25 protein-coding genes are annotated in these 21,348 nt (G+C 48.1%); 19 read left to right on the top strand and 6 right to left on the bottom strand.

What is annotated here, in order from left to right; translation table 11 throughout:
* Positions 1-44: 44 nt before the first annotated feature.
* The 6 genes from BM265_RS01750 to rsmA all read right to left on the bottom strand — a co-directional run bounded on the left by BM265_RS01750 (position 45) and on the right by rsmA (position 8,561).
* On the bottom strand, positions 45-545 hold the full coding sequence (locus BM265_RS01750; RefSeq protein ID WP_143098647.1) for a hypothetical protein: 501 nt from the start codon (positions 543-545) through the stop codon (positions 45-47).
* A 172-nt stretch (positions 546-717) separates the two neighbouring features.
* Positions 718-1,845: a glucose-1-phosphate adenylyltransferase subunit GlgD gene (gene glgD / locus BM265_RS01755; RefSeq protein WP_074959757.1), complete on the bottom strand. Its 1,128-nt coding sequence runs from the start codon at positions 1,843-1,845 to the stop codon at positions 718-720.
* 18 nt (positions 1,846-1,863) lie between these two features.
* Positions 1,864-3,066: a glucose-1-phosphate adenylyltransferase gene (locus tag BM265_RS01760; RefSeq protein ID WP_074959758.1), complete on the bottom strand. Its 1,203-nt coding sequence runs from the start codon at positions 3,064-3,066 to the stop codon at positions 1,864-1,866.
* Between the two features lie 87 nt (positions 3,067-3,153).
* A complete protein-coding gene (glgB, locus tag BM265_RS01765; protein ID WP_074959759.1) occupies positions 3,154-5,118 on the bottom strand; it encodes a 1,4-alpha-glucan branching protein GlgB in 1,965 nt (654 codons plus the stop codon).
* Between the two features lie 202 nt (positions 5,119-5,320).
* The gene (locus BM265_RS01770) at positions 5,321-7,630 is read right to left on the bottom strand and encodes a SpoIIE family protein phosphatase (RefSeq protein ID WP_074959760.1); all 2,310 of its coding nucleotides are present in this window, start codon (positions 7,628-7,630) and stop codon (positions 5,321-5,323) included.
* A gap of 70 nt (positions 7,631-7,700) precedes the next feature.
* Positions 7,701-8,561: a 16S rRNA (adenine(1518)-N(6)/adenine(1519)-N(6))-dimethyltransferase RsmA gene (gene rsmA / locus BM265_RS01775; RefSeq protein WP_074959761.1), complete on the bottom strand. Its 861-nt coding sequence runs from the start codon at positions 8,559-8,561 to the stop codon at positions 7,701-7,703.
* Positions 8,562-8,835: 274 nt separating this feature from the next.
* Here rsmA and BM265_RS01780 point away from each other — a divergent pair, with 274 nt between their 5' ends.
* The 19 genes from BM265_RS01780 to BM265_RS01870 all read left to right on the top strand — a co-directional run bounded on the left by BM265_RS01780 (position 8,836) and on the right by BM265_RS01870 (position 21,271).
* Complete coding sequence (locus tag BM265_RS01780) at positions 8,836-9,036, top strand: hypothetical protein (protein WP_074959762.1); 201 nt, start codon at positions 8,836-8,838, stop codon at positions 9,034-9,036.
* A gap of 353 nt (positions 9,037-9,389) precedes the next feature.
* The gene (purE, locus tag BM265_RS01785) at positions 9,390-9,887 is read left to right on the top strand and encodes a 5-(carboxyamino)imidazole ribonucleotide mutase (protein ID WP_074959821.1); all 498 of its coding nucleotides are present in this window, start codon (positions 9,390-9,392) and stop codon (positions 9,885-9,887) included.
* Positions 9,884-10,537 (top strand): HAD-IA family hydrolase, encoded by a 654-nt coding sequence (locus BM265_RS01790; RefSeq protein ID WP_074959763.1) that lies wholly within the window; start codon positions 9,884-9,886, stop codon positions 10,535-10,537. The genes purE and BM265_RS01790 overlap by 4 nt, the downstream gene beginning before the upstream one ends.
* A gap of 68 nt (positions 10,538-10,605) precedes the next feature.
* Positions 10,606-12,027, top strand: coding sequence for an amidophosphoribosyltransferase (locus BM265_RS01795; RefSeq protein WP_074959764.1), 1,422 nt, complete (start codon positions 10,606-10,608; stop codon positions 12,025-12,027).
* Positions 12,028-12,076: 49 nt separating this feature from the next.
* Positions 12,077-13,117: a phosphoribosylformylglycinamidine cyclo-ligase gene (gene purM, locus BM265_RS01800; RefSeq protein ID WP_074830451.1), complete on the top strand. Its 1,041-nt coding sequence runs from the start codon at positions 12,077-12,079 to the stop codon at positions 13,115-13,117.
* A gap of 119 nt (positions 13,118-13,236) precedes the next feature.
* Positions 13,237-13,734, top strand: coding sequence for a DUF2262 domain-containing protein (locus tag BM265_RS01805; protein ID WP_074959765.1), 498 nt, complete (start codon positions 13,237-13,239; stop codon positions 13,732-13,734).
* Positions 13,735-13,747: 13 nt separating this feature from the next.
* Positions 13,748-14,494 (top strand): alpha/beta hydrolase, encoded by a 747-nt coding sequence (locus BM265_RS01810; protein ID WP_074959766.1) that lies wholly within the window; start codon positions 13,748-13,750, stop codon positions 14,492-14,494.
* Positions 14,491-14,946, top strand: coding sequence for a DUF5680 domain-containing protein (locus BM265_RS01815; protein WP_074959767.1), 456 nt, complete (start codon positions 14,491-14,493; stop codon positions 14,944-14,946). Before BM265_RS01810 ends, BM265_RS01815 begins: the two co-directional genes overlap by 4 nt.
* 10 nt (positions 14,947-14,956) lie before the next feature.
* Complete coding sequence (locus BM265_RS01820) at positions 14,957-15,448, top strand: SF0329 family protein (RefSeq protein WP_074959768.1); 492 nt, start codon at positions 14,957-14,959, stop codon at positions 15,446-15,448.
* On the top strand, positions 15,445-15,927 hold the full coding sequence (locus tag BM265_RS01825; RefSeq protein WP_074959769.1) for a hypothetical protein: 483 nt from the start codon (positions 15,445-15,447) through the stop codon (positions 15,925-15,927). Before BM265_RS01820 ends, BM265_RS01825 begins: the two co-directional genes overlap by 4 nt.
* Positions 15,928-15,947: 20 nt before the next feature.
* Complete coding sequence (gene purN, locus BM265_RS01830) at positions 15,948-16,571, top strand: phosphoribosylglycinamide formyltransferase (protein WP_074959770.1); 624 nt, start codon at positions 15,948-15,950, stop codon at positions 16,569-16,571.
* A 202-nt stretch (positions 16,572-16,773) separates the two neighbouring features.
* A complete protein-coding gene (locus tag BM265_RS01835; protein WP_074830430.1) occupies positions 16,774-17,490 on the top strand; it encodes an IMP cyclohydrolase in 717 nt (238 codons plus the stop codon).
* Positions 17,490-17,894: a hypothetical protein gene (locus BM265_RS01840; RefSeq protein WP_074959771.1), complete on the top strand. Its 405-nt coding sequence runs from the start codon at positions 17,490-17,492 to the stop codon at positions 17,892-17,894. The genes BM265_RS01835 and BM265_RS01840 overlap by 1 nt, the downstream gene beginning before the upstream one ends.
* 8 nt (positions 17,895-17,902) lie before the next feature.
* The gene (locus BM265_RS01845; RefSeq protein WP_143098648.1) at positions 17,903-18,421 is read left to right on the top strand and encodes a TFIIB-type zinc ribbon-containing protein; all 519 of its coding nucleotides are present in this window, start codon (positions 17,903-17,905) and stop codon (positions 18,419-18,421) included.
* 31 nt (positions 18,422-18,452) lie between these two features.
* A complete protein-coding gene (locus tag BM265_RS01850) occupies positions 18,453-18,959 on the top strand; it encodes a TFIIB-type zinc ribbon-containing protein (protein WP_074959773.1) in 507 nt (168 codons plus the stop codon).
* Positions 18,960-19,027: 68 nt separating this feature from the next.
* Complete coding sequence (locus tag BM265_RS01855; RefSeq protein WP_074959774.1) at positions 19,028-19,534, top strand: TFIIB-type zinc ribbon-containing protein; 507 nt, start codon at positions 19,028-19,030, stop codon at positions 19,532-19,534.
* A 189-nt stretch (positions 19,535-19,723) separates the two neighbouring features.
* Positions 19,724-20,146, top strand: coding sequence for a sodium-dependent bicarbonate transport family permease (locus tag BM265_RS01860; protein WP_207646941.1), 423 nt, complete (start codon positions 19,724-19,726; stop codon positions 20,144-20,146).
* Positions 20,147-20,180: 34 nt separating this feature from the next.
* Positions 20,181-20,717, top strand: coding sequence for a CbrC family protein (locus BM265_RS01865; protein WP_074959776.1), 537 nt, complete (start codon positions 20,181-20,183; stop codon positions 20,715-20,717).
* A 14-nt stretch (positions 20,718-20,731) separates the two neighbouring features.
* Positions 20,732-21,271 carry a hypothetical protein gene (locus tag BM265_RS01870; RefSeq protein ID WP_143098649.1) on the top strand — a complete coding sequence of 180 codons (540 nt, stop codon included), beginning with the start codon at positions 20,732-20,734 and terminating at the stop codon, positions 21,269-21,271.
* Positions 21,272-21,348 lie beyond the last annotated feature (77 nt).

Raw genomic sequence — 21,348 nt, forward strand, 5'->3', positions numbered from 1 at the left:
TTTTGGGGTCTGCTTGGGGAGATCATGTTTTGTGCTATATGTGTTTAAAACTTATTTGAGAAAGCATCGAACATTTCTGAAAACTCGGCTTTCTTTTCCTGCGGCATATCATTATAAGAATCAACGATAAGCTTTTTGAAAGCAGGGGGAAATGAGTTTGTCGGATAGCTGTCCATACTTAAAAGTATGGCTTCTGTCAGGCTGTATCCCATTGGTGTTTTCCTTTGGGTCATCAGCGTGACAGTTTTGGTATCATTGAAGTCATAACAAGCCGACCATACACACGCCTGAAGAAAATGGTCGCCTTTATTATTTATAAGGATATCCATGCCCATATCAAAAGCTTTTGCGGGTGAACGCTTCATAAGTTCATCCAGCGCATAAGGCACGCCTTCAATATATGCCATGTCTTCTATGAATTCAACTAGCTCATCATCGGATGAACGTTTCATAAGTTCTTCAAATGCTTCGCCTGTTTTATCGAGATCTTCTGTTTCTTCGATGATACCATATAGCTGAGCATTTGTATGATTTTTTAGTTCCATATCTTCACACATTTTAAATATAGTATGCCGCGAAACAACGCAGGCACTCCCGCAAACTTATATTTATTAGCGAAAACGCACGGCACCGACCGACGGCGCCGTGCGGCACTTTCTTTTTTATGGTTACTGTTTTCTGATGCGCTATTTAAAATAGCTGGTCAGCTGATATCAATTATACTTTTGCGCCCTTGGATACGTACATCTGGTATTCGGCGGAGCTGGTGAGAACGTGCTTGGGGGCTACGGTAACGTCCTTATCGGTGATGACGTAGTTCATCTGTGCGCCGTCGCCTACTACTGTGCCCTGTCCCAGTATGCAGTTCTTGATCTTTGCGCCCTTGCCGACTTTTACACCTCTGAACAGCACGCAGTTTTCAACTTCGCCCTCGATTATACAGCCATCGGCAACGAGAGAATTCTTCACGATGCAGTTGAGGTCGTACTTAGCGGGAGCGTTATCGCTGACCTTGGTATAGATGGATCTCTTGGGAACGAAGAGCTTTCTTGCGTTCTCGGGATCGAGGATATCCATATTTGCCTTGAAGTATGTATCGGTGGAATTCAGCTTGCTGAAATAGTACTTATACTCATAAGCCATGATTTTCAGCTCATTGCATCTTTCCTGGAGTATATCTTTCTCGAAGGAGACCTTGCCCCTTGCGATGGAATCTCTTATCATATCAACTATGAATTCCATGTTCATTACGAACATATTCAGGCTGCAGGTGCAGGTGCCGCTGAGTTCGGGCTGTATCAGCACGCTGGTGACCCTGCCTTCCTCATTTGTGTTCAGCACGGTGCCTGTCTTCAGGTCTTCGGAGGTATACTGACCTGTGTGGGATACTACGGTGATATCAGCGCCTGTTTCGATATGCTTTGCCACTATGGGCTTATAGTCGATATTGGTGATAACGTCGCAGTCGGTCAGTACCACATACTTAGCGGCAGAATGTGTGATGAAGTTCATCGCGCCGTAGATGGCTTCTATCCTGCCTCTGTAGAGTGTGCTTTCAACATTGCCGAAAGGAGGGAGTATATAAAGTCCGCCTTTCTTTCTTGCCAGATCCCATTCTCTTGCACTTCCCAGGTGATCCAGAAGAGACTGATAATTGCTCTTTGTGATAACGCCTACCTCGCAAATGCCGCTGTTTACCATATTCGAGAGTGGGAAATCTATCAGGCGGTATCTTCCGCCGAACATTACAGAACCCATAGTTCTGTTCTTTGTCATATCGCCGAGAGTCGTGTCGTGCATATTTGCGAATACAAGACCCAGTACATTACCCATATTAACTTCCATTTTACTCGGTCTCCCTTCTTACATATTTTCGTAGATTATCGCCTTTGGCACAACGTTGCTTCCGTCGGAGATGGTCAGGTTATGACCTACAACGGCTACGCCCCAGCTGTCCTTATCCTCGATGGTCTCGGGTCTGGCGCCTATCTGGCAGTTTTCACCGATAACGGAGTTTTCGCCTACGATGGCATACTCGACCTTAGCGCCTTTCTTTACAACAGCGCCGGGCATGAGTATGGAGTCATATATAACAGCGCCTTCTTCAACTATAACGCCGTCGGAGATCATGGAGAATTCTACCGAACCGTCTATAACACAGCCCTCTGTTACCATGCAGTTCTGTATCTGGGCGTTCTTGCCGATACTCTGGGGAGGGAACACGGGGTTTCTGGAATAGATCTTCCAGTTGGGGTCATAGAGGTCGATGGGGATATTTGGATTGATAAGATCCATATTTGCTTCCCAGAGGGACTCGATGGTTCCGACGTCCTTCCAGTAGCCGTCGAAGCGGTAAGCTACCAGCTTTTCGCCTGCTTCTCTCATATCGGGTATGATATTCTTGCCGAAGTCCTTGGAAGCTGTTTCGTCCTCTTCGTTGGCGATGAGGTAAGCTCTCAGCTTCTCCCATGTGAAGATGTATATACCCATGGAAGCCAGTGTGGATCTGGGCACCTTGGGCTTTTCTTCAAAGTCGATGATATTATCGTCATCATCGGTTATCATGATGCCGAATCTTGAAGCCTCATGCTTGGGTACATCAAGCACAGCTATGGTAGCTGCGGCATTCTTGGACTTGTGGAACTGGAGCATCTTGTTATAGTCCATCTTATAGATGTGGTCGCCTGAGAGTACTACTACGTACTCGGGGTCGTATCTGTCGATGAAGCCGATATTCTGGTAGATAGCGTTTGCTGTACCCGAATACCAGTCAGCGCCTGTTGCCTTCTGGTAAGGAGGCAGTACGTGTACGCCGCCGTGAACGCGGTCAAGGTCCCATGGCTGACCATTGCCTATGTACTCGTTAAGTACCAGAGGCTGGTACTGTGTGAGGACACCAACTGTGTCTATACCTGAATTTATGCAGTTAGACAGAGGAAAGTCGATGATACGGTATTTTGCGCCGAAAGGCACTGCGGGCTTTGCAACGTCCTGGGTCAGGGCGTAGAGTCTGCTGCCCTGGCCGCCTGCCAGAAGCATAGCCACACATTCTTTTTTGTTGAACATAAATTTTCACCCACCATATATATTTTTTTCTATTGATATCTGCCCGCTGTGATGATGGCGGGACAGCTGTATGCTTATTTATTCTTTTTATGTTTCTTTGTCCGATTTTTTCTTATCGGAGCGGTGCTCTGCCTTTTTGGCAGAAGAGTTTTTCTTTTCGCCGTCTTTCTTTACTTCAAAGTACAGGCAGGCGAAAGGCGGTATATCTATACATACCGACTGTTCAAAACCGTGCATGGGAACGTCCTCGGACTTTACCGTGCCATTGGTCATAGGTGCGCCGTCGGGGGAAGCGGAGTTGAATACCTCGGTATACTTGCCCTTGTAAGGCACGCCGAAGCAGTAGCTCTTTCTCTCAACGGGGACGAAGTTGCAGAGCACGATGACTTCGTTTGCGTCCGCGTCGAAGCGGCGGAAGATTATGATGCTCTGGCGGAAATCGTCATTGGCTATCCAGCTGAATCCCGACCAGTCGAAGTCCTTCTGCCAGAACTGGGGATGGTCAAGGTAGAAGCGGTTCAGGCGCTTGGAGAATGCATGGTAATTGCGGTGATTCTCGTATTCGTCAACTAAGAACCATTCAAGACCGTTCTCGTAGTCCCACTCACGGAACTGGGCGAACTCTGTGCCCATGAACATCAGCTTCTTGCCGGGGTGAGCCATCATATATGCGTTGAACAGCTTGCACTGCTCGAACTTTTTATCAACATCGCCGCCGTACATCTTATTTACCAGCGACGCTTTGCCGTGTACTACTTCGTCATGGGATATGGGCAGCACGAAATTCTCCGAGAAAGCATAGAAGAAGGAGAATGTCAGCATATCGTGATGGAATGCTCTGTCTATGGGGTCATAGCTCATATATTTGAGCATATCGTTCATCCAGCCCATGTTCCACTTGAAGTTGAAGCCAAGACCGCCGTCGGTGACGGGTTTTGTTACCATTGGCCATGCGGTGGATTCCTCAGCTATCATCAGTGCTGTGGGGCATCTGGAGAATACGGCTGTGTTCAGGTCGCGGAGGAACTGCACAGCTTCGAGATTCTCATGGCCGCCGTAGATATTGGGTGTCCATTCGCCGTCACGTCTGTCATAATCGAGGTAGAGCATGGAAGCTACTGCGTCAACGCGGAGACCATCGATATGGTACTGTTCTATCCAGTAGAGGGCATTGGAGATGAGGAAACTTTTTACCTCGCCCCTGCCGTAATCGAATACCCTTGTGCCCCATGCGAGATGGTCGCGCTTTCTGGGGTCGGCATACTCATAGCTTGCGTCGCCGTCGAATTCAAACAGACCTGCTTCGTCCCTTGGGAAATGTGCGGGCACCCAGTCGAGGATGACGGAGATGCCTGCCTGATGGAAGAGGTCGATCATCGCCATGAATTCATGGGGTGTGCCGAAACGGGAGGTGGGAGCGTAGTAGCCTATGCCCTGATAACCCCAGGAACCGTCAAAGGGGAATTCAGCCAGTGGCATGAATTCGATATGAGTATAGCCCATATCCTTGAGGTAGGGGATTATGGTATTTGCGAATTTGGTGTAGGAATAGTATACGCCGTCATCGCAGGATTTCCAGGAGTTCAGGTGAACTTCGTAGATATTCATGGGACAGTTGTAAACGTCCTTTGTCTGACGTTCTTTCTGCCACTTTTCATCTTTCCACTTATAGCCGTCGATATCGAATATCTTAGAGCCTGTCTGGGGCTTAAGCTCCATATGAGTGCCGTAGGGGTCAGCCTTACAGCGGCGTTTGCCGTCACAGCCGACTATTGAGAATTTATATGTATCAAAGGTCTTCAGACCGGGAACAAAAGCTTCCCAGACTTCGGACTTTTCAAGCTGCTTCATGGGTGTTGCATCGTCATTCCAGTCATTGAAATCGCCGACCAGAGAAACGGAGCGTGCCTTTGCAGCCCATACTCTGAAATAATAACCGTCATTTCCGTCTTTTGTGCCTTTATGGCAACCGAGGAAGCGGTAGGTCTCGTAGTTGGTGCCGTTATGGAAAAGGTATAGAGGTATATCATATTCCTGAGGTATTTTATCCATGAAAACTCTTTCCTCCTTTTTAACAAGGCATAGCTATGCCTTTTTATATATCTATTTTAACTCTTATTTAACAGTTTTGCAAGGGGTTTTGTGGATTTTTTCAAGTTCCTACATATTTTAAGTAGATGGTTTGTGCATATAGCATATCGCGTTAATAAAAAATGTCGGATTTATACACTAAAAGATACAAATGTATACATAATTAATCTTTACGAATACCTATCCTCACCGCGATTATTGTCAGGTCATCGGCTTTTGTGCCATGTCGGCGGCCGAGGACGATACTGCCCAGACGGTTGACAAGTTCGGTGATATCACAGTCGGTTACTTCTGCGGCTGTCTGTGCTATCAGCTGTGCGGAGTCTTCGTCCGCGCCGTCTGAATTCATTATGATGATATCGCCGTCGAAAAGTTTTATCTCACTTTTATCCGGGGGACAATCAGACAATATGCCTGCGGGGAATGAAGTATCTCCCAGGGGCACAACTGCGCCGTCACGACAGAGCCTGCTGTTTACTGCGCCTGCTTTAAGCAGGGAAGCCCGCCCTCCGCAGAGGTCGAGATGCAGGATATCCATGGTGGCGAAGCTTTCCTCCCAGCCCTTTACACGGAGCATCGAGGATACGAGCCTGTGTACGGTGGTAAGGGAAAGTCCCGATGTGAGAAGCTTGCGGCTCAGGCTGACGGTGAATGAAGAATCAAGTCTTGCGCGTTTGCCTGTGCCCATGCCGTCGGACAGGAGTATATATTTCTCACTGCCGCCCACATCGAATATATCGCAGGTATCTCCCGAATACTCGCCGCTGGCAGATGCCGAGAAAACTGCGGCTTCTGCTGTGAAGAGGGGGAGTTCGGAGAAAGATATCCTTGTTATGCCGTTTTCACCCGTGATATCGGGGAGAGCCATATCGCAGTCGAGGATAGATGATACCGCGGCTGTGAGCCTTGCAACATCTCCCGAAAAACCGCCTTTGATAAAGGCATCGGCTCTTCGGCAGAGGTCTTCGTCGATATAGACGCACACCTTTGCGCCCTTATATCCCATGACTGCCAGCTGTTCCCGCACGCTTTCGGAGAGCCCTGTATCTATGGACTGCACCCGTGACGAGCGGTAGGACAGGTCGGAGAGGATATCCTCCATTGAAAGGAGCTGGTCCGTAAGCATGGTACGGAGCTCTCGGATGCGGATATTCTCGGCTTTGTCCCGCAGGATATGTCTTTCAAGGTCGTTGAAAGCTTCGGCAAGAAGCCTGGGTCTGTCACAGCAGCAGACTTTCTGCCTTACCTGTTCATCGGTGACGGTATCTCCGCAGTCCAGTATACTTTGCAGAGAATCGAAGGCACTTTCGGTGTGTTCGTTTTTCTCAAAGCAAAGTCGGTAAGATGGGCAGTCGGCACACACGCAGCGCTTGACCTCTGACGAGGCGGTGCGGGAAGCGGTGTTTCTGTCCATAGTCACTGTGACCATATCAAGGCGGCGCCTTATCTCACCAAGAGTTCTGCCTGCCATTGAAAGTCTGGCGGCGGTGGTATGGCCGATTAGCTCGGGAGTGCTCCGGAAGCCCGATATGCGTTTGCCGAAACGTTTTATTTTATCTGCGGGTATGATAAGGAACAGGATAGATCCTGTTACGATATCTGCGAACATATGGTATGTATCGCCATTGACCCCTACTGCCACAAGGCTTATCAGGGAAGTCACGAGAAAGCTCATGACGGCTGCAAGCCTGCCGAAGCGGACAAAAACTCCGCATATCAGACCAGCTGTCGCCAGAAGCAGAGTGTTCCGTGCTAAACTAGGGTCGCTGACAAGAACTCCGCAGGCTGTAAGTGCGCCTATAACTGCGCCGCCAAAACTGCGGTATCTTCTTGATGCCTGAAGGAGTATGAATGCGCCAAGTGTTCTGCCTGGGTTGAGAGTGAATATATTCACCGAGGCGAATATGCTGACCACAATTATGAAGAACATTCCCGCGAACATACCGTTCATGCCTGTCAGGTCGAATACTCCGCTGTGTTTAGCGTGATCCCGCACCGACATTGTGATGAATACGGTACAGCCTGCCAGCAGGGAATTTATCATGCGCATGGACGCAAGGTAGAAATCGCTCGGCATGGCGGCGGTAACTACGCAGGAGAACAGCATGAGAACTCCAGACACCACAAGGGAGCGGTAAACGGGTTCTTCCCGCCTTTCTCCAAAGGGGTCGATAAAGTGTATGGCTGTTATCACAAGCACGGAGCATATCTGCACTATGCCTGCTTCAATACCGCGGTTCAACAGGAAAGCCAGCAGCGTCCCGAGGAAAACGGAGGGTGAATAATCACCTGCCAGAGATGCTGCCGCGCCGCACATGAAGGATGGGAAGCCCAGCGTGACAGAAAGACCTGTCAGCAGACCGCCCGCAAAGGCAACTATGCGGCTTGTCCATTTGCGTGCTTTCGCCGTCCTTTTTGACAACTGCTTTTTATCAGCAGGAACAACGGTGGTGGTTTTTAGATTAATAAGCATATTTCTCACGTCCCAAAAATAGAATATCTGAAAATATTCTATCATCGGTTACGCGGGAAAAATGTCGCATTTACGTGAGTTTTTTCAGTTCCTCGTTGAAACGCACCAGCTCTTCCATGGATAGCTGTTCGGGACGGACATTTGCCCCGAGACCGCTGTTTTCCACGGCGGCGGTGACTGTCTGCTTATCTGTGCCCAGACCTGCGGAAACGGAGTTCACCAAGGTCTTTCTGCGCTGGGAGAATGCCGCTCTCACCATTTTGAAGAAAAAGGCTTCGTCGGTAACTCCCTCGGGGGTGGTATCGTTGATATCGAATCTTACAACGCAGCTGTCAACGTTGGGAGCGGGCATGAAGCTGCCGCGGGAGACGTTGAAGAGTATCTTCGGCTTTGAGAAGTAGTTGATGGCTACGGTTACTGCTCCCATATCCCTTGTGCCCACAGGTGCGCAGAGGCGGGTGCCTGCTTCTTTCTGCACCATTACGGTGACGGAACGTATACGCAGACGCTGTTCGAGGAGCATCATGAGTATGGGTGAGGTTATATAGTATGGAAGATTCGCACATACAGCGACTTCCAGCCCGTCGAATTCTTCTTCGATGAGTTTGTGCAGATCGACTTTCATGACATCTGCATTGATTACCTTGACGTTGTCGTGTTCCGCAAGGGTCTCTTCAAGCACGGGGATAAGGCGCTCATCTATCTCGATGGCGACTACCTTATCGGCACGCTTTGCAAGTTCGTTGGTAAGCACGCCTACGCCTGTGCCTATCTCTATCACCCCGAAGCCAGGCTTGGCATTGCCCATCTCGGCTATGCGGGGGCACACCGAGGGGTTTACCAGAAAGTTCTGTCCGAGGGCTTTTGAAAATGTAAAGCCGTGGCGCTGCATGACGTCTTTTATAACGCCTATATTCGATAGATTATCCATTATTTTCTCCCCGTTTATCTTACAGTCCGCTTTCCGTTTTTCGGCGGCGGCTGATAATGTATTTCTTGCGTTTTATTTTCAGAATCCGACAGTAAACAAAGTAATTTGTTATTTAAGTTAATTTTCAGCTATAAAACGATAATATAATTTTAACATATAAGCGTCATTAAGTCAATAGGTATTAGCATTATTTATCGAATATGGGGCATACTTATGAACAGATGAATTAGGTCGGTTTTAAAGGGGATATTAAAACGACCGAAGGAGGATGGGTATGTATAATTTCGGACTTTATGCAGATGAGGAGATATCGGCGAGGATATGTGAAAGTGCGGGACAGTGCGGATTTTCGGGGGCTGACGGCGATGGGGTACGTGCGGCGCAGAGGTTCTGCAAGGGACGGACAGGGGCTGATGCGGCGCGGGAAATGTCCGCGGGAAGCCTTGCAAACAGGGCTGCTGAGGTCTTTTATTAAAGGTGTGTTTTGTTATTTTACACAAGAAATCTTTTTATAACCTTAACAAATTCTATATGGAAAACTGTTGAAATTATCCCGAGAATATTGTACAATATTTATATGATATCGGGGGGACGACCCTCCCTAAAAGCCGCATGGCGCAGGACAGGAGTATCGTATGATGTATTCGGGGATATGTAAAGATTCAAAAGCTTTATATTCCATGGGCGGAGCGACCGATGGCTGCCGCTTTATATCATCACACTCTAAGTACACCCATGCGCACTGTAAATGTAACAAGTATGACCAAATTTGAAACTGCAACGCAATAGCTGCAGTTTTTTTTGTTGAAGAAGGAGTTTGATGCTGATATGAAGAAAGTAGCAGTTATCATGGGTTCGGACAGCGATTTTCCTGTGGTATCAAAGGCTTGTGCCGAGCTGAAGGCTTACGGTGTGCCTTATGAATGTCATGTGATGAGCGCCCACAGAACACCTGCCCTTGCTGCTGATTTTGCGGACAAGGCTAAGGGTAACGGATTCGGTGTTATCATCTGTGCTGCGGGAATGGCTGCACATCTGGCGGGAGTTATCGCAGGACACACTACACTGCCTGTTATCGGTATCCCCTGCAAATCCAGCAATCTTGACGGTCTGGATGCTCTGCTGGCTACGGTACAGATGCCCAGCGGCATACCTGTTGCGACCGTTGCTATCGACGGTGCAAAGAATGCGGCTCTGCTGGCTATACAGATGCTGGCTCTCTCAGATGAAGGCCTGGCTGCAAAGCTGGAAGCTGCAAAGGCTGAGATGATCGAGGGCGTTAAGGCTAAGGACGCTGCTCTGCAGGAAAAGCTGGCTTCACTGTGAGCAGATACAAGTTCCTGCTGTTCGATCTGGACGGCACGTTGATGGATACTGCGCCGGGCATATACAGCTCGGTGAGATACACCATGGAAAAGATGGGGCTGGAAGAACCTCCGAATATGAGGAGATTTTTAGGCCCTCCGCTGTTTAGGTCCATGAAGGAATTCTGCGGGCTGGACGATGAGCGTGCATGGGAAGCGGTGAGGATATACCGCGAGAAGTATCCTGTGGACGGGCTTTTCGATTCGGAAAAGTTTGACGGCGTTGAGGATATACTTATAGACCTTGGGGACGCAGGATACGTCCTGGGAGTTGCTACCAGCAAGCCCGAGCCTTTTGCGAAGAGTCTTCTGGAGCATTTCGATATGGCGAAGTATTTCACATTTATCGGAGGTTCGGGGGTGGACGGCGCAAGGGACACCAAGCGCGAGGTCATCGAGTACACGCTGGAGAATCTTGGTGTTACGGAGAGGGACAGCGTGCTTATGATAGGCGACAGGCTCCATGATATCCTTGGGGCTAAGGAATGCGGGCTTGACAGTATGTATGTGCTGTGGGGCTACGGCAGCAGGGAAGAAGCGGAAGAATGCGGTGCTCCAACGATAGTGGACACACCTGCGGACTGCCGCGATCATATAATTTCACAAAAATGATGAATAACGGATATTGCGGAAAAAAAGCGGATATCCGATAAAAATTAAGGTATCGGGAGATTTGATTTATGGGCGGATTTTTTGGCGCAGTGTCAGCTAACGACTGTATACAGGACGTTTTCTTTGGCACTGACTATCATTCACATCTGGGCACAAGAAGAGGCGGTATGACCGCTTATGCGCCTGAGATAGGTTTTCAGAGAAACATTCACAGCATCGAGAACTCACCTTTCAGAACAAAGTTCGAGAAAGACGTTGAGGCTATGCGCGGCAAGGTATGTATAGGCTGCATAAGCGACACAGACCCTCAGCCGATCATGGTAAGATCGACCATGGGTCATTATGCAATATGCTCCATAGGTGTTATACATAACGCAGAGGAGCTTTCAAACGAGCTGCTGATAAACGGCTGTGCAAACTTCGAGACCATGAGCAGCGGTGCTATCAATTCGGCAGGACTTATCGGTGCTCTGATAGCTCAGAAAGACAGCTTCGTTGACGGTATACGCTACGCTCAGGAGAAGATACAGGGCACAATGTCTCTGGTCATCATGACTGAGGATTCCATAATATGCGCAAGGGACAAGGCAGGCAAGCTGCCTATCATCATCGGTGAGAGGTCTGACGGATACTGCTTCTCCTTTGAAGATTTCGCTTATCAGAAACTGGGCTACAAGACCTGCCACGAGCTGAAAGCAGGCGAGATACTGAAGCTGACAAAGGACGGCTACGAGATACTCTCCGAGGGTACTGACGAAATGAGCATCTGTACTTTCCTGTGGACATACTACGGTTATCCAAATGCCAACTACGAGGGCGTAAACGTTGAGGGCATGAGGATTCGCAACGGTATGATAATGGCGGAGAACGACATCAAGAACGGCAGACTGCCTGATGTTGACTACGTTTGCGGCGTGCCTGATTCGGGTACTCCCCACGCTATCGGTTATGCCAACAGGAGCGGTATCCCCTTTGCAAGACCCTTCATCAAGTACACTCCCACATGGCCCAGAAGCTTTATGCCTACAAATCAGTCCATGAGAAACAAGGTAGCTAAGATGAAACTGATACCTGTTCACGAGTTCATCGAGGGCAAGAAGCTGCTGTTCGTTGATGACAGTATCGTAAGAGGCACACAGATGAGGGAGACAGTTGAGTTCCTTTATGAGAACGGCGCTAAGGAAGTACACATGAGATCAGCCTGTCCCCCTATAATGTACGGCTGCAAGTACCTGAACTTCTCAAGAAGCACCTCTGAACTGGAGCTCATCGCAAGGCAGATAATCGACGAGAACGAGGGTATCGAGGGTGTTAAGTACATCAGCGAATACAGCGATACCAATACCGAGAGAGGCAAGTATCTCAGAGATGAGATATGCCGCAGACTGAAGCTCACTTCGCTGGAATTCCAGTCGGTAGAGGGCACAGTAAGGGCTGTGGGCAGACCCGAGTGCGGTCTTTGCACATATTGCTGGAACGGCAAGGAATAACATTGGAAACAAGTTAAGTATAGACGTATATGACCGAAAGGAAGCATTTATGAACAAGAACAGTTATTCAAACAGCTACAAGGATGCAGGCGTTGACGTTACTGCAGGTTACAAGGCAGTAGAACTTATGAAGCAGTACGTTGGCAGAACAGTTACCAAGGGCGTTCTCGATGGTATCGGCGGTTTCGGCGGACTTTTCGAGCTGGATATCACAGGCATTAAGAAGCCTGTTCTGGTATCGGGTACTGACGGCGTTGGCACCAAGATCAAGATAGCTTTCCTGCTGGACAAGCATGACACCGTGGGCATCGACTGCGTTGCAATGTGTGTTAACGACATCATCTGCTGCGGCGCTAAGCCCCAGTTTTTTCTGGATTATATCGCCTGCGGAAGAAATATCCCCGAGAAGATAGCAAGCATAGTATCCGGTGTTGCTGAGGGCTGCGTTCAGGCAGGCTGCGCACTGGTAGGCGGCGAGACTGCGGAGCACCCCGGTCTTATGCCTGAGGAAGAGTACGATCTGGCAGGATTCTCTGTTGGTGTTGTTGACAAGGACAAGATACTTGACCCCACCACACAGAAGCCCGGCGATGTTATGATCGCTATAAAGTCCAGCGGTGTACACTCCAACGGTTTCTCGCTGGTCAGAAAGGTATTCGATGTAAATGAAGAGAATCTGGCTAAGCACTATGATGAGCTGGGTACTACTCTGGGTGAAGCACTGCTGACACCTACACGCATCTATGTTAAGGCTATCATGAGCCTGCTGGACGCTGTAAAGGTAAAGAGCATCTCTCACATCACAGGCGGCGGATTCTACGAGAATATCCCGAGAGCACTGCCTAAGGGCATTTCCGCTCAGATAAAGAGAAGCGATGTTCAGGTGCTGCCTATATTCGACCTTATCGCAAAGACAGGCAATATCCCCGAGAGAGATATGTTCAACACCTTCAACATGGGCGTTGGCATGACTGTTGTTGTTGACAAGGCTGACGCTGATGCGGCTATCGCTGCAATAAAGGCTGCTGGCGAGGACGCTTATGTTCTCGGCGAACTGGTCGAGAGCGACATGGGCGTTATCATCTGCTGATATAGCAAACGACATTGAGATTACTTGTCGGACTTTTACTATAATAGTCTTTCGGCCACTCGGTACAGTTGTGCCGGGTGGCTTTTTTAAACAGGACAGAAACTCGGAGGTGTAATGACATGATAGAACTGAAAAGACAGGACAGCGAGGATTGGCCTTTTGTATTTGATTCTGAACTTTGGGGCGAAAAACTTCATGTAGAAGTGAACATGGAGGACATCGAGGTGACTGATGACACCGCATCGGAGATACTTCCCGAGGTGGAAAAAGCAGTCGCATTTGTCAACAGCCACAAAGCTGAGATAATCGCTGCACTGATAGATGACGGTGCGCTGGATCTTGCTGATGACTGGGCGGCTTCGGCGGAAGAAGACCCCGATGAGGAAAACTGCTACATAATGGAAGATGGCCGGAAAGTCAGGACACCCATAACCGAGGAAGTTTTCACGGATATGCTGCATATCAACGAGGCTGCGCTGGAGTTCTATGATGATACCGAAGAGATAGGCAATATACAGCTTTATCTGACCTGCGACCCCGATATTTTTGCAGGTCATGCCTTTGATGTTCAGATAGATCGCGAGGGCAACATAGAGGTGTGCGGTCTTTGCGGCTAGTAGTAAAAACACTATGAAAACGGTTATTTTCGGGAAGAAGAACAGCGACACTGGCATGCTTCTCCACGGCGGCGGACTCTCATGGTGGGGGTATCGCCGGGCTGCGGAGATACTTGCGGAGCGTTATCAGGTGGTTTTGCCCATACTGGACGGTCACACAGGGAGCGACAGGAATTTTACGTCCATCGAAGACAATGCGGCTGAGATAATACGTTTCATAGACAATGAACTCGGTGGCAGAGTGAAGCTTCTGGGCGGGCTTTCGCTGGGCGGACAGGTCGCTCTGGAAATGCTGGCACAGAGGGGCGATATCTGCGAAAATGCAGTCATCGAGAGTGCGCTTGTGATACCATCGCAGGTGACAGCGGCGCTTTTGCCCTCATCACTGAAAATGAGTTACGGTCTTATCAAGAAAGAGTGGTTCGCACGTAAACAGTTCGCTTCGCTGAGGATACCCGATGAGCTTTTTGAAGATTATTTCCGCGACACCAAGGAGATAAGCCTTGAAAACATGACGGCTTTTCTGGTGGCTAATCAGAAGTATCAGCTGAAAAGTTCGGTGAAAGACACTTCTGCACGGGTGTATGTATTCGCGGGCGGCAAGGAGATAGGCTCGGTGAAGCGCTCGGCAGAATTGATACACAGCTCTGTGAAAGACAGTGCTATCAAGATACTTGACGGGCTGTATCACGGAGAATTCTCCATGAGATACGCGGAGAGGTATGCCGATAAAATAATGGATATCTGCGGAGGAAAATGACGGTGGAAAATCTTGACAGTCAGGTTACTGAATTTTTGATAAGGGCGAAAAAAGCCACATATGCTGGCAAGGGTGCGGAAAGCACAAGCAGCCGCCCGAAGTCCCATGACTTGCAGTACAGCGAGGGCGGACTTACCTATATAGATACTTATCTCGGCGGCGAAAGATTCGCAGGCGAGGAAGCTTTGTGGCATGACGGTGAGCCTTTCTGGACGATGAATTACGTCGGCAGGGTAACAGGCGAAAATTTCAGCGGAGATTTTCTGAAAGAAGCACTGTTGAAAGTCCCTGCTGATAACCCATTCAGAGGACCCGAGCATTATGAAGACGGCGGATATGTATACGAATGTGAGGTCAGCGGTGACACAAACTGGTTTAGCGGACGGGAGATCATCTCCCTGAATGGTGAGCAGATATATGAATGTCTGTTCCACGGCGGAAGTATAAAATAAGGAGGATATTATGCCGTTTACAAAGATAAAGAAAAGGCTGGAGAGCGAGTTCCTTGCGCCCTCTTTGCAGGGGCGTGTGACTTACTTTGCCACATCTTACAGCAAATGCCCCGACCATGAGGGCAGGGCGGCTATACGTGTTGACGGTGTTGAGGTCTTCAAGAGCAATTATTTTGAGCGAATGATGATACATTCGCAGAAATACCATGAACTTGAAGAAAGCGGTAAAGGGCTCCACGAAAGCTGGATGCAAGCTTTTGACGAAGCCGAAAAGGCTGGTGGATTTGACCATCATGTGTTTTACCGCGCCTTTGATATGTTCGCTTCACAGCCTATCGAGGAGAGTCTGAAAAGCGAGTATCCTCTGGTGAGGATATTTGCGATACTTGACAGGCGTACAGGCAAGCGCAGGCTTTCTGCCATGGTTGAGGAAATGGAGTCTGCACCGCCGTATATAAAAGTATTCTACAAGCTGAGATGTGAAGCGGAGGGCATATCGTGAGTGGATTCGACAACAGGAAGTCGTTCAAGACATTCTGGCACAGGCACGGGCATCAGGTCATAGGTCTGGTGGTGCTTGCGGTTGTGATAATTATCGGGGTCATCGGTTACAGGGAGACCCACCCGAAAGCGCCGTCATATAACGAGATACTCGGCATAGATGATATGCATCTCAGCTACAAGGTCGATACCAAGGGCTTTGACGGCGAGATGTTCATATACAGCGTGTATTTCAAAAAGGACGTGACCCAATCTGACACAGACGAGCTTGACCGCCGTATCAGCAAACTTACCGAAGACTACACCGAAGATAATTACTATGGATATATCACGCTTCTCGAACCGGATGGCAAAAAAGCCGAGATAATGCTGGATCTTGGCAACGCTGATGATGATCGAATGATAAAAGAAATACTCGAAGCGCTGGACGGCATGAAAGGCATAAAGAAAGTCATTATCAACGAGGAAGCAGAATACTGATCGTGAAAGGAAGTATCATTATGAAAAATATAGTTGTACTGGTCTCGGGCGGCGGGACAAATTTGCAGGCGCTGATTGACGCTCAGGAAAGAGGAGAGATAAAGGGCGGCAGGATAAGCTGTGTAATATCCTCCAAGGAGGGCGCTTACGCTCTTGAAAGAGCGGCTAAGGCGGGTATACCCTCTGTAGTGCTGCCCAGGAAAGAGTATGCTGACAAGAAAGCATACAGCCAGGCTATACTTGAAGAACTCAACAGACAGAAAGCCGACCTCGTGGTGCTGGCAGGATTCATGATAATACTGGACGAGGTAGTCACAAAGGCATATCCTTACAGGATAATCAATGTTCACCCTGCGCTGATACCCTCATTCTGCGGTGAGGGATTCTACGGGCTGAAAGTTCATGAAAAGGCTCTGGAATATGGTGTCAAGGTCAGCGGTGCGACAATACATTTCGTAAATGAAGAAGCCGATGCGGGCGCTATCATATTGCAGGGTGCTGTGGATATCGCCAACGATGAGACCCCCGAAAGCTTGCAGAAGAAGATAATGGAAAACGTGGAGTGGAAGCTTCTGCCCAAGGCAGTTTCGCTGTTCTGCGAGGACAGGATAACTATCCGCGACGGCAAGGCTTACGTGGACTAAGTGAACTATCTGAAAAAAATAGTGATAATTCTTTGCTATGACTTGCAATTGTCGGGAATTTCTGCTATAATATATAGTTGAGGTGGTGGGCGCACATCACCTTAGATTAAAATTGGGAAAAACTGAAAAAAGAATATGAAGAAAAACCATTGAATCAAAGATCAATGGTCAACCATAAACCTTATCAAGGAGGTCAAAAAATATGAAAACACTTGACATTTATGAGGAACTGAAAGGCAACGCTTACCCCGGAAGAGGTATAGTTATCGGTAAGAGCGCTGACGGCAAGCACGCTGTTACTGCTTACTTCATCATGGGCAGAAGCGTGAACTCCAGAAACAGAGTTTTCACTGAGACCGAGGACGGCATCAAGACCGAGGCTGCTGATCCTTCAAAGCTTTCAGATCCCCATCTGATAATATATTCCCCTGTTAGGGTACTGGGCAACAAGACCATCGTTACCAACGGCGACCAGACCGATACTATATACGAGCTGATGGACAAGCAGCAGACTTTCGAGCAGAGCCTGCGCACCCGTGAGTATGAGGACGATGCTCCCAACTACACACCCAGGATCTCGGGTATCATGCACGTTGGCGACGGTCAGTACAACTATGCTATGAGCATACTGAAATCCGCTGACGGCAACCCCGACAGCGTTGAGAGATTCACTTTCACATACTCAACTCCCATAGCAGGTTTCGGTCATTTCATCCACACCTACATGGGTGACGGCAATCCTCTGCCCAGCTTTGAGGGTGAGCCCAAGAAGGTTACTATACCCAACGATATCGACGAGTTCACAAACGGTCTCTGGAACGCGCTGAACGAGGACAACAAGGTATCGCTGTTTGTAAGGTTTATCGATATTGAGACAGGCAAGGCTGTTTCAAAGATCGTAAACAAGTATTCAAAGTAATGGCACGCCGGCTGATAAGATATTTCTCTATAGCCCCCGGAAGCGAGTACACACTTGGTATGACTGAGGACGGCCGTTATGTTTTTGCAGGCAATATCGGCGGTACTCAGATGACCGAGCTTTATGACATAGGACGGGAGCGTTATGAGAAATTTACCGACCCCGCCAATAAAGGCAAGATACATGACATGATACAGGAAGTGCACACTGAATGTCAACGTATAGCTTTTCAGGGTTCCCGTGCAGAGCCTATGCCTGTGATGATACCCGAGCACAGAACTCTTGAAGAGCATATGGAGTATTTCCGTTTTATCAGTGAAAACCACATAACAGGCGGAAGAGTTGAGGACGAGAGACTCATACTTGTCACCGATGACTGCGAGCGCTGTTTCGATCTGGACTGATCCGTACTATGGAACTCAGAGCAATGAAATGCCCGAACTGTTCGGGCGATATAAAATATACTCCCGGCAAAGCCAAGGCGGTCTGCCCCTACTGCGATTCGCAGATACAGATAAGCATGACCGCCGAGGAGCGGGAGTTTGAGAGGGATACTTCTAGGCTTGCCCACAACAGAGACAAGTACTTCAAGGATCTGAAAATATGGCGGGTGATATTTTATATCTCACTGCCGCTGGCTGTTTTATCGGGGGTGCTGCTGAGTTTATCCGACAGCGCTTTTTTAGGGCTGCCTGCGATATTCTTTATATTTGCGGCATCGCCTGTGCTTCGTCTTGCGGCGCCCGATATCCCGAAAGATCTGGAAGGGGAGCTTTCCAAGAAAGAGAGACCCCTTAAAAAAGGTGCGCTTTACGGTATATTCATCGGACTTGTACTGCTGGGCGGTGTTGTGACGGGCTTGATAAAAGATGACAGCAAGCCAGAGGAAGGTACAGCTTCAAGTTCGGCGGTATCTCAGGCTGACAGCTAGAAGAAACGATTTTCCACCAAAGGAGAACACTATGGAAATAACGGTTATGAAATGTCCGAACTGTTCGGGCGATATAAACTATGATCCACATCAAAGGGTGGTAAAATGTCCTTACTGTGATTCGACCCTGAATATGGACACAGAAGGCCGTATAGCTGAGGAAGAGCTTCGCAGGGAACGTATGCATAATGCTGATATGCAGGCTGAAAGAGAGAAGTATCTCAAAGATGTCAAAAAGTGGCATCTCAAGAAAAAGATATACTACGGTGTCATCGCTGTGGCAACGTGCGCGGCATATCTTGCGGATAAGTTCATAAAGGACGGTGTCGGCACGGCTATCGTCGCTATTCTGCTTATTGTAATGATAGGTTTCCCGATATGGCTTAACAGCGTCGTCCCGAATGCACCCGCTGCAGTTGAAAGCGGCTTCAAGCTCAAAAGGGGCGTTGGCAACACGGTGAAACTCTATATCATGTCGATCCTTTCTTCAATGGGCGGACTTCTTATCGCAGTTATCGTCGAGGATATAATAAATTAAGAAACTCACCCGCAGGGGATGCAGTATATCAGGCTGAGGAAACAGAAAGCGCAGATGAGTAATCTACTATGCAGATAACAGTTATAAAATGTCCGAACTGTTCGGGCGATATAACCTATGCCCCGGGTCAGCAGGTGACAAGATGTCCCTACTGTGATTCGATGCTGAACATAAAGCCAGGACCTGATGCGGTCGCTCTTGAAAGAACCAAAAATGAATTCAAGAATATCGCGCATATCAGGGATGACTACGGCAAACGCGTTCGACGCTGGAAAATCAGCACTTATATCTACTATGGGCTGGAGTTACTGCTGTCATTCATATCTTTAATGTTGGCAGACCGCTGCAAAAATCACTCAGACGGGTATAATCTTGGCAAGATGATCTTGCTGATGATATTTATATCCTTTTTTGCAGTACCGCCGATCTTATCAAAAATGGTACCGACTCCCCCAAAAGAAGTCGCAGAGACGCTGAGGCTAAGATCAGGTCTGCTTGTTGCTGTCAAAATAGCAATTACCGCATTTCTGTTTGCTTTGGCAGGTGGTTTAATAGTTGCTTTCATCTACGGATAGATGGGAGCATATCGTGCAGGAATGGGATAAAAAACCGTGATAACAGTATCTTTCGATAAGGCTGAAGGAACAGAAAGTGAAGATGAGTAATATACCATGCAGATAACAGCTGTAAAATGTCCGAACTGTTCGGGCGATATAAAATATACCCCGGGTCAGGAGCTGACAAGATGCCCCTACTGTGATTCGGTGCTTGATATAAAGGCAGAGTCTGATGCGGATGCCCTTGAAAAAACCAAAAATGAATTCAAGAACAGCGAACATATCAGGTATGACTACGGCAAACGTCTCCAGCACTGGAAAAATACTACTTATCTCTACTACGGGATGGTGTTCCTGCTGACAATATTTGCTTTTCTGGTTACATACATCTTCGAGAGCTCAGACGGGTATAAATTTGGCGAGATGATATTGTTTGTGGTATTAATATCCTTTATTGCAGTACCGGCGGTCTTATCAAAAAAGTTACCGACTCCTCCAAAAGAAGTCGAAAAGACGCTGAGTGTCAAAGCAGGATTACCTGTTGCTGTCAAAATGGCAATTACCGCACTTCTGTTTGCTTTGGCAGGTGCCTTCATATCAGTTTTACTCGACCATATTAATATTTTGTGATAGGCTGCAATAGTGTCCGAAAGTGAGGTATGATATGGAAAGAGAGTTCCCGAAGTTCAGATATCACCCAGACCCCATAGGTACGGAAGCTTTCAAAAAAGCTGACGAGCCACGGGTATGCGAATGCTGTGGCAAAGAGACTGAGTATTATTATCACAGTCCCTTTTACAGCATAGATACAGTTGAATGTCTGTGTCCATGGTGCATAGCCGACGGCAGTGCCGCAAAGAAATTTGACAGCGAGTTCCAGGACGCCTACAGCTGTGAGGAGATAGATGATGGATCAAAGCTGGACGAACTGATACACCGCACTCCCGGATACCGGGGGTGGCAGCAGGAAGTCTGGCTGGCTCATTGTAATGACTACTGTGCCTTCGTGGGATACGTTGGCATGGAAGAACTTGAAAAAATGGGTCTGGCAGAAAGCCTTGAAGATATCTACCGCAAGGACGCGGCTATGTTCGATATAGATGTGATAAGAGAGAACATGGAAAACGAGAGCGGTTTGCAGGGATACCTTTTCAGGTGCCTGCACTGCGGAAAGTATCAGCTTTATGCTGACTGTGACTGAACTTATAGTTGAATATGAAAAACAATAAATATGCACGCAACCGCAGGAAAATACTGGGTGCAGATATAGGTATAACATTTTGTACACTTATACTGTGCATAGCGCCCGAAACCGACTTTGAGGTGGGCTTGGCGGTCTGCGCAATCCTGTTCTGTTTGATTTTCTGGTTCATCTATTTTTGGGTGATCACAAAATTCAAAAAGCAGATGAAACGTTCAAACACGATGTATAACGGTAATCTTGAAGCAGTCCTTGAAAACTGCCCTGACCGCGGCGAGGAGTACGCTCTTCTGGATATTGGCTTATTCAGCTATTCTTCAGGCAGGATATCTCTTTTCAGCGATATTATCTGTCTGACAAAGAGGGACCTTGCCATGGTATATCAGCTTTGGATATATGAGAACAACGGGACTCGTTCGTTTATGGATTTTGAGATCGGAGAAGAACGTGATTGTTTACTGGAAAAGGTAAGGGATACGCATCCCGAGATCACCATATGGGATAAAGAGGGACTGCCTTCCAAAGAAGATCTGGACAGGATCGTCCGTAAGTAATATGGCGGAAAAGAGTCTGATGACCCCGCAGGTCCGCCTGCGGATAAAGATAAATCAATATTTTAATCGGAGGTAAT

Source organism: Hominimerdicola alba (assembly GCF_900112155.1).
GTDB classification, from domain to species: domain Bacteria; phylum Bacillota; class Clostridia; order Oscillospirales; family Ruminococcaceae; genus Hominimerdicola; species Hominimerdicola alba_D.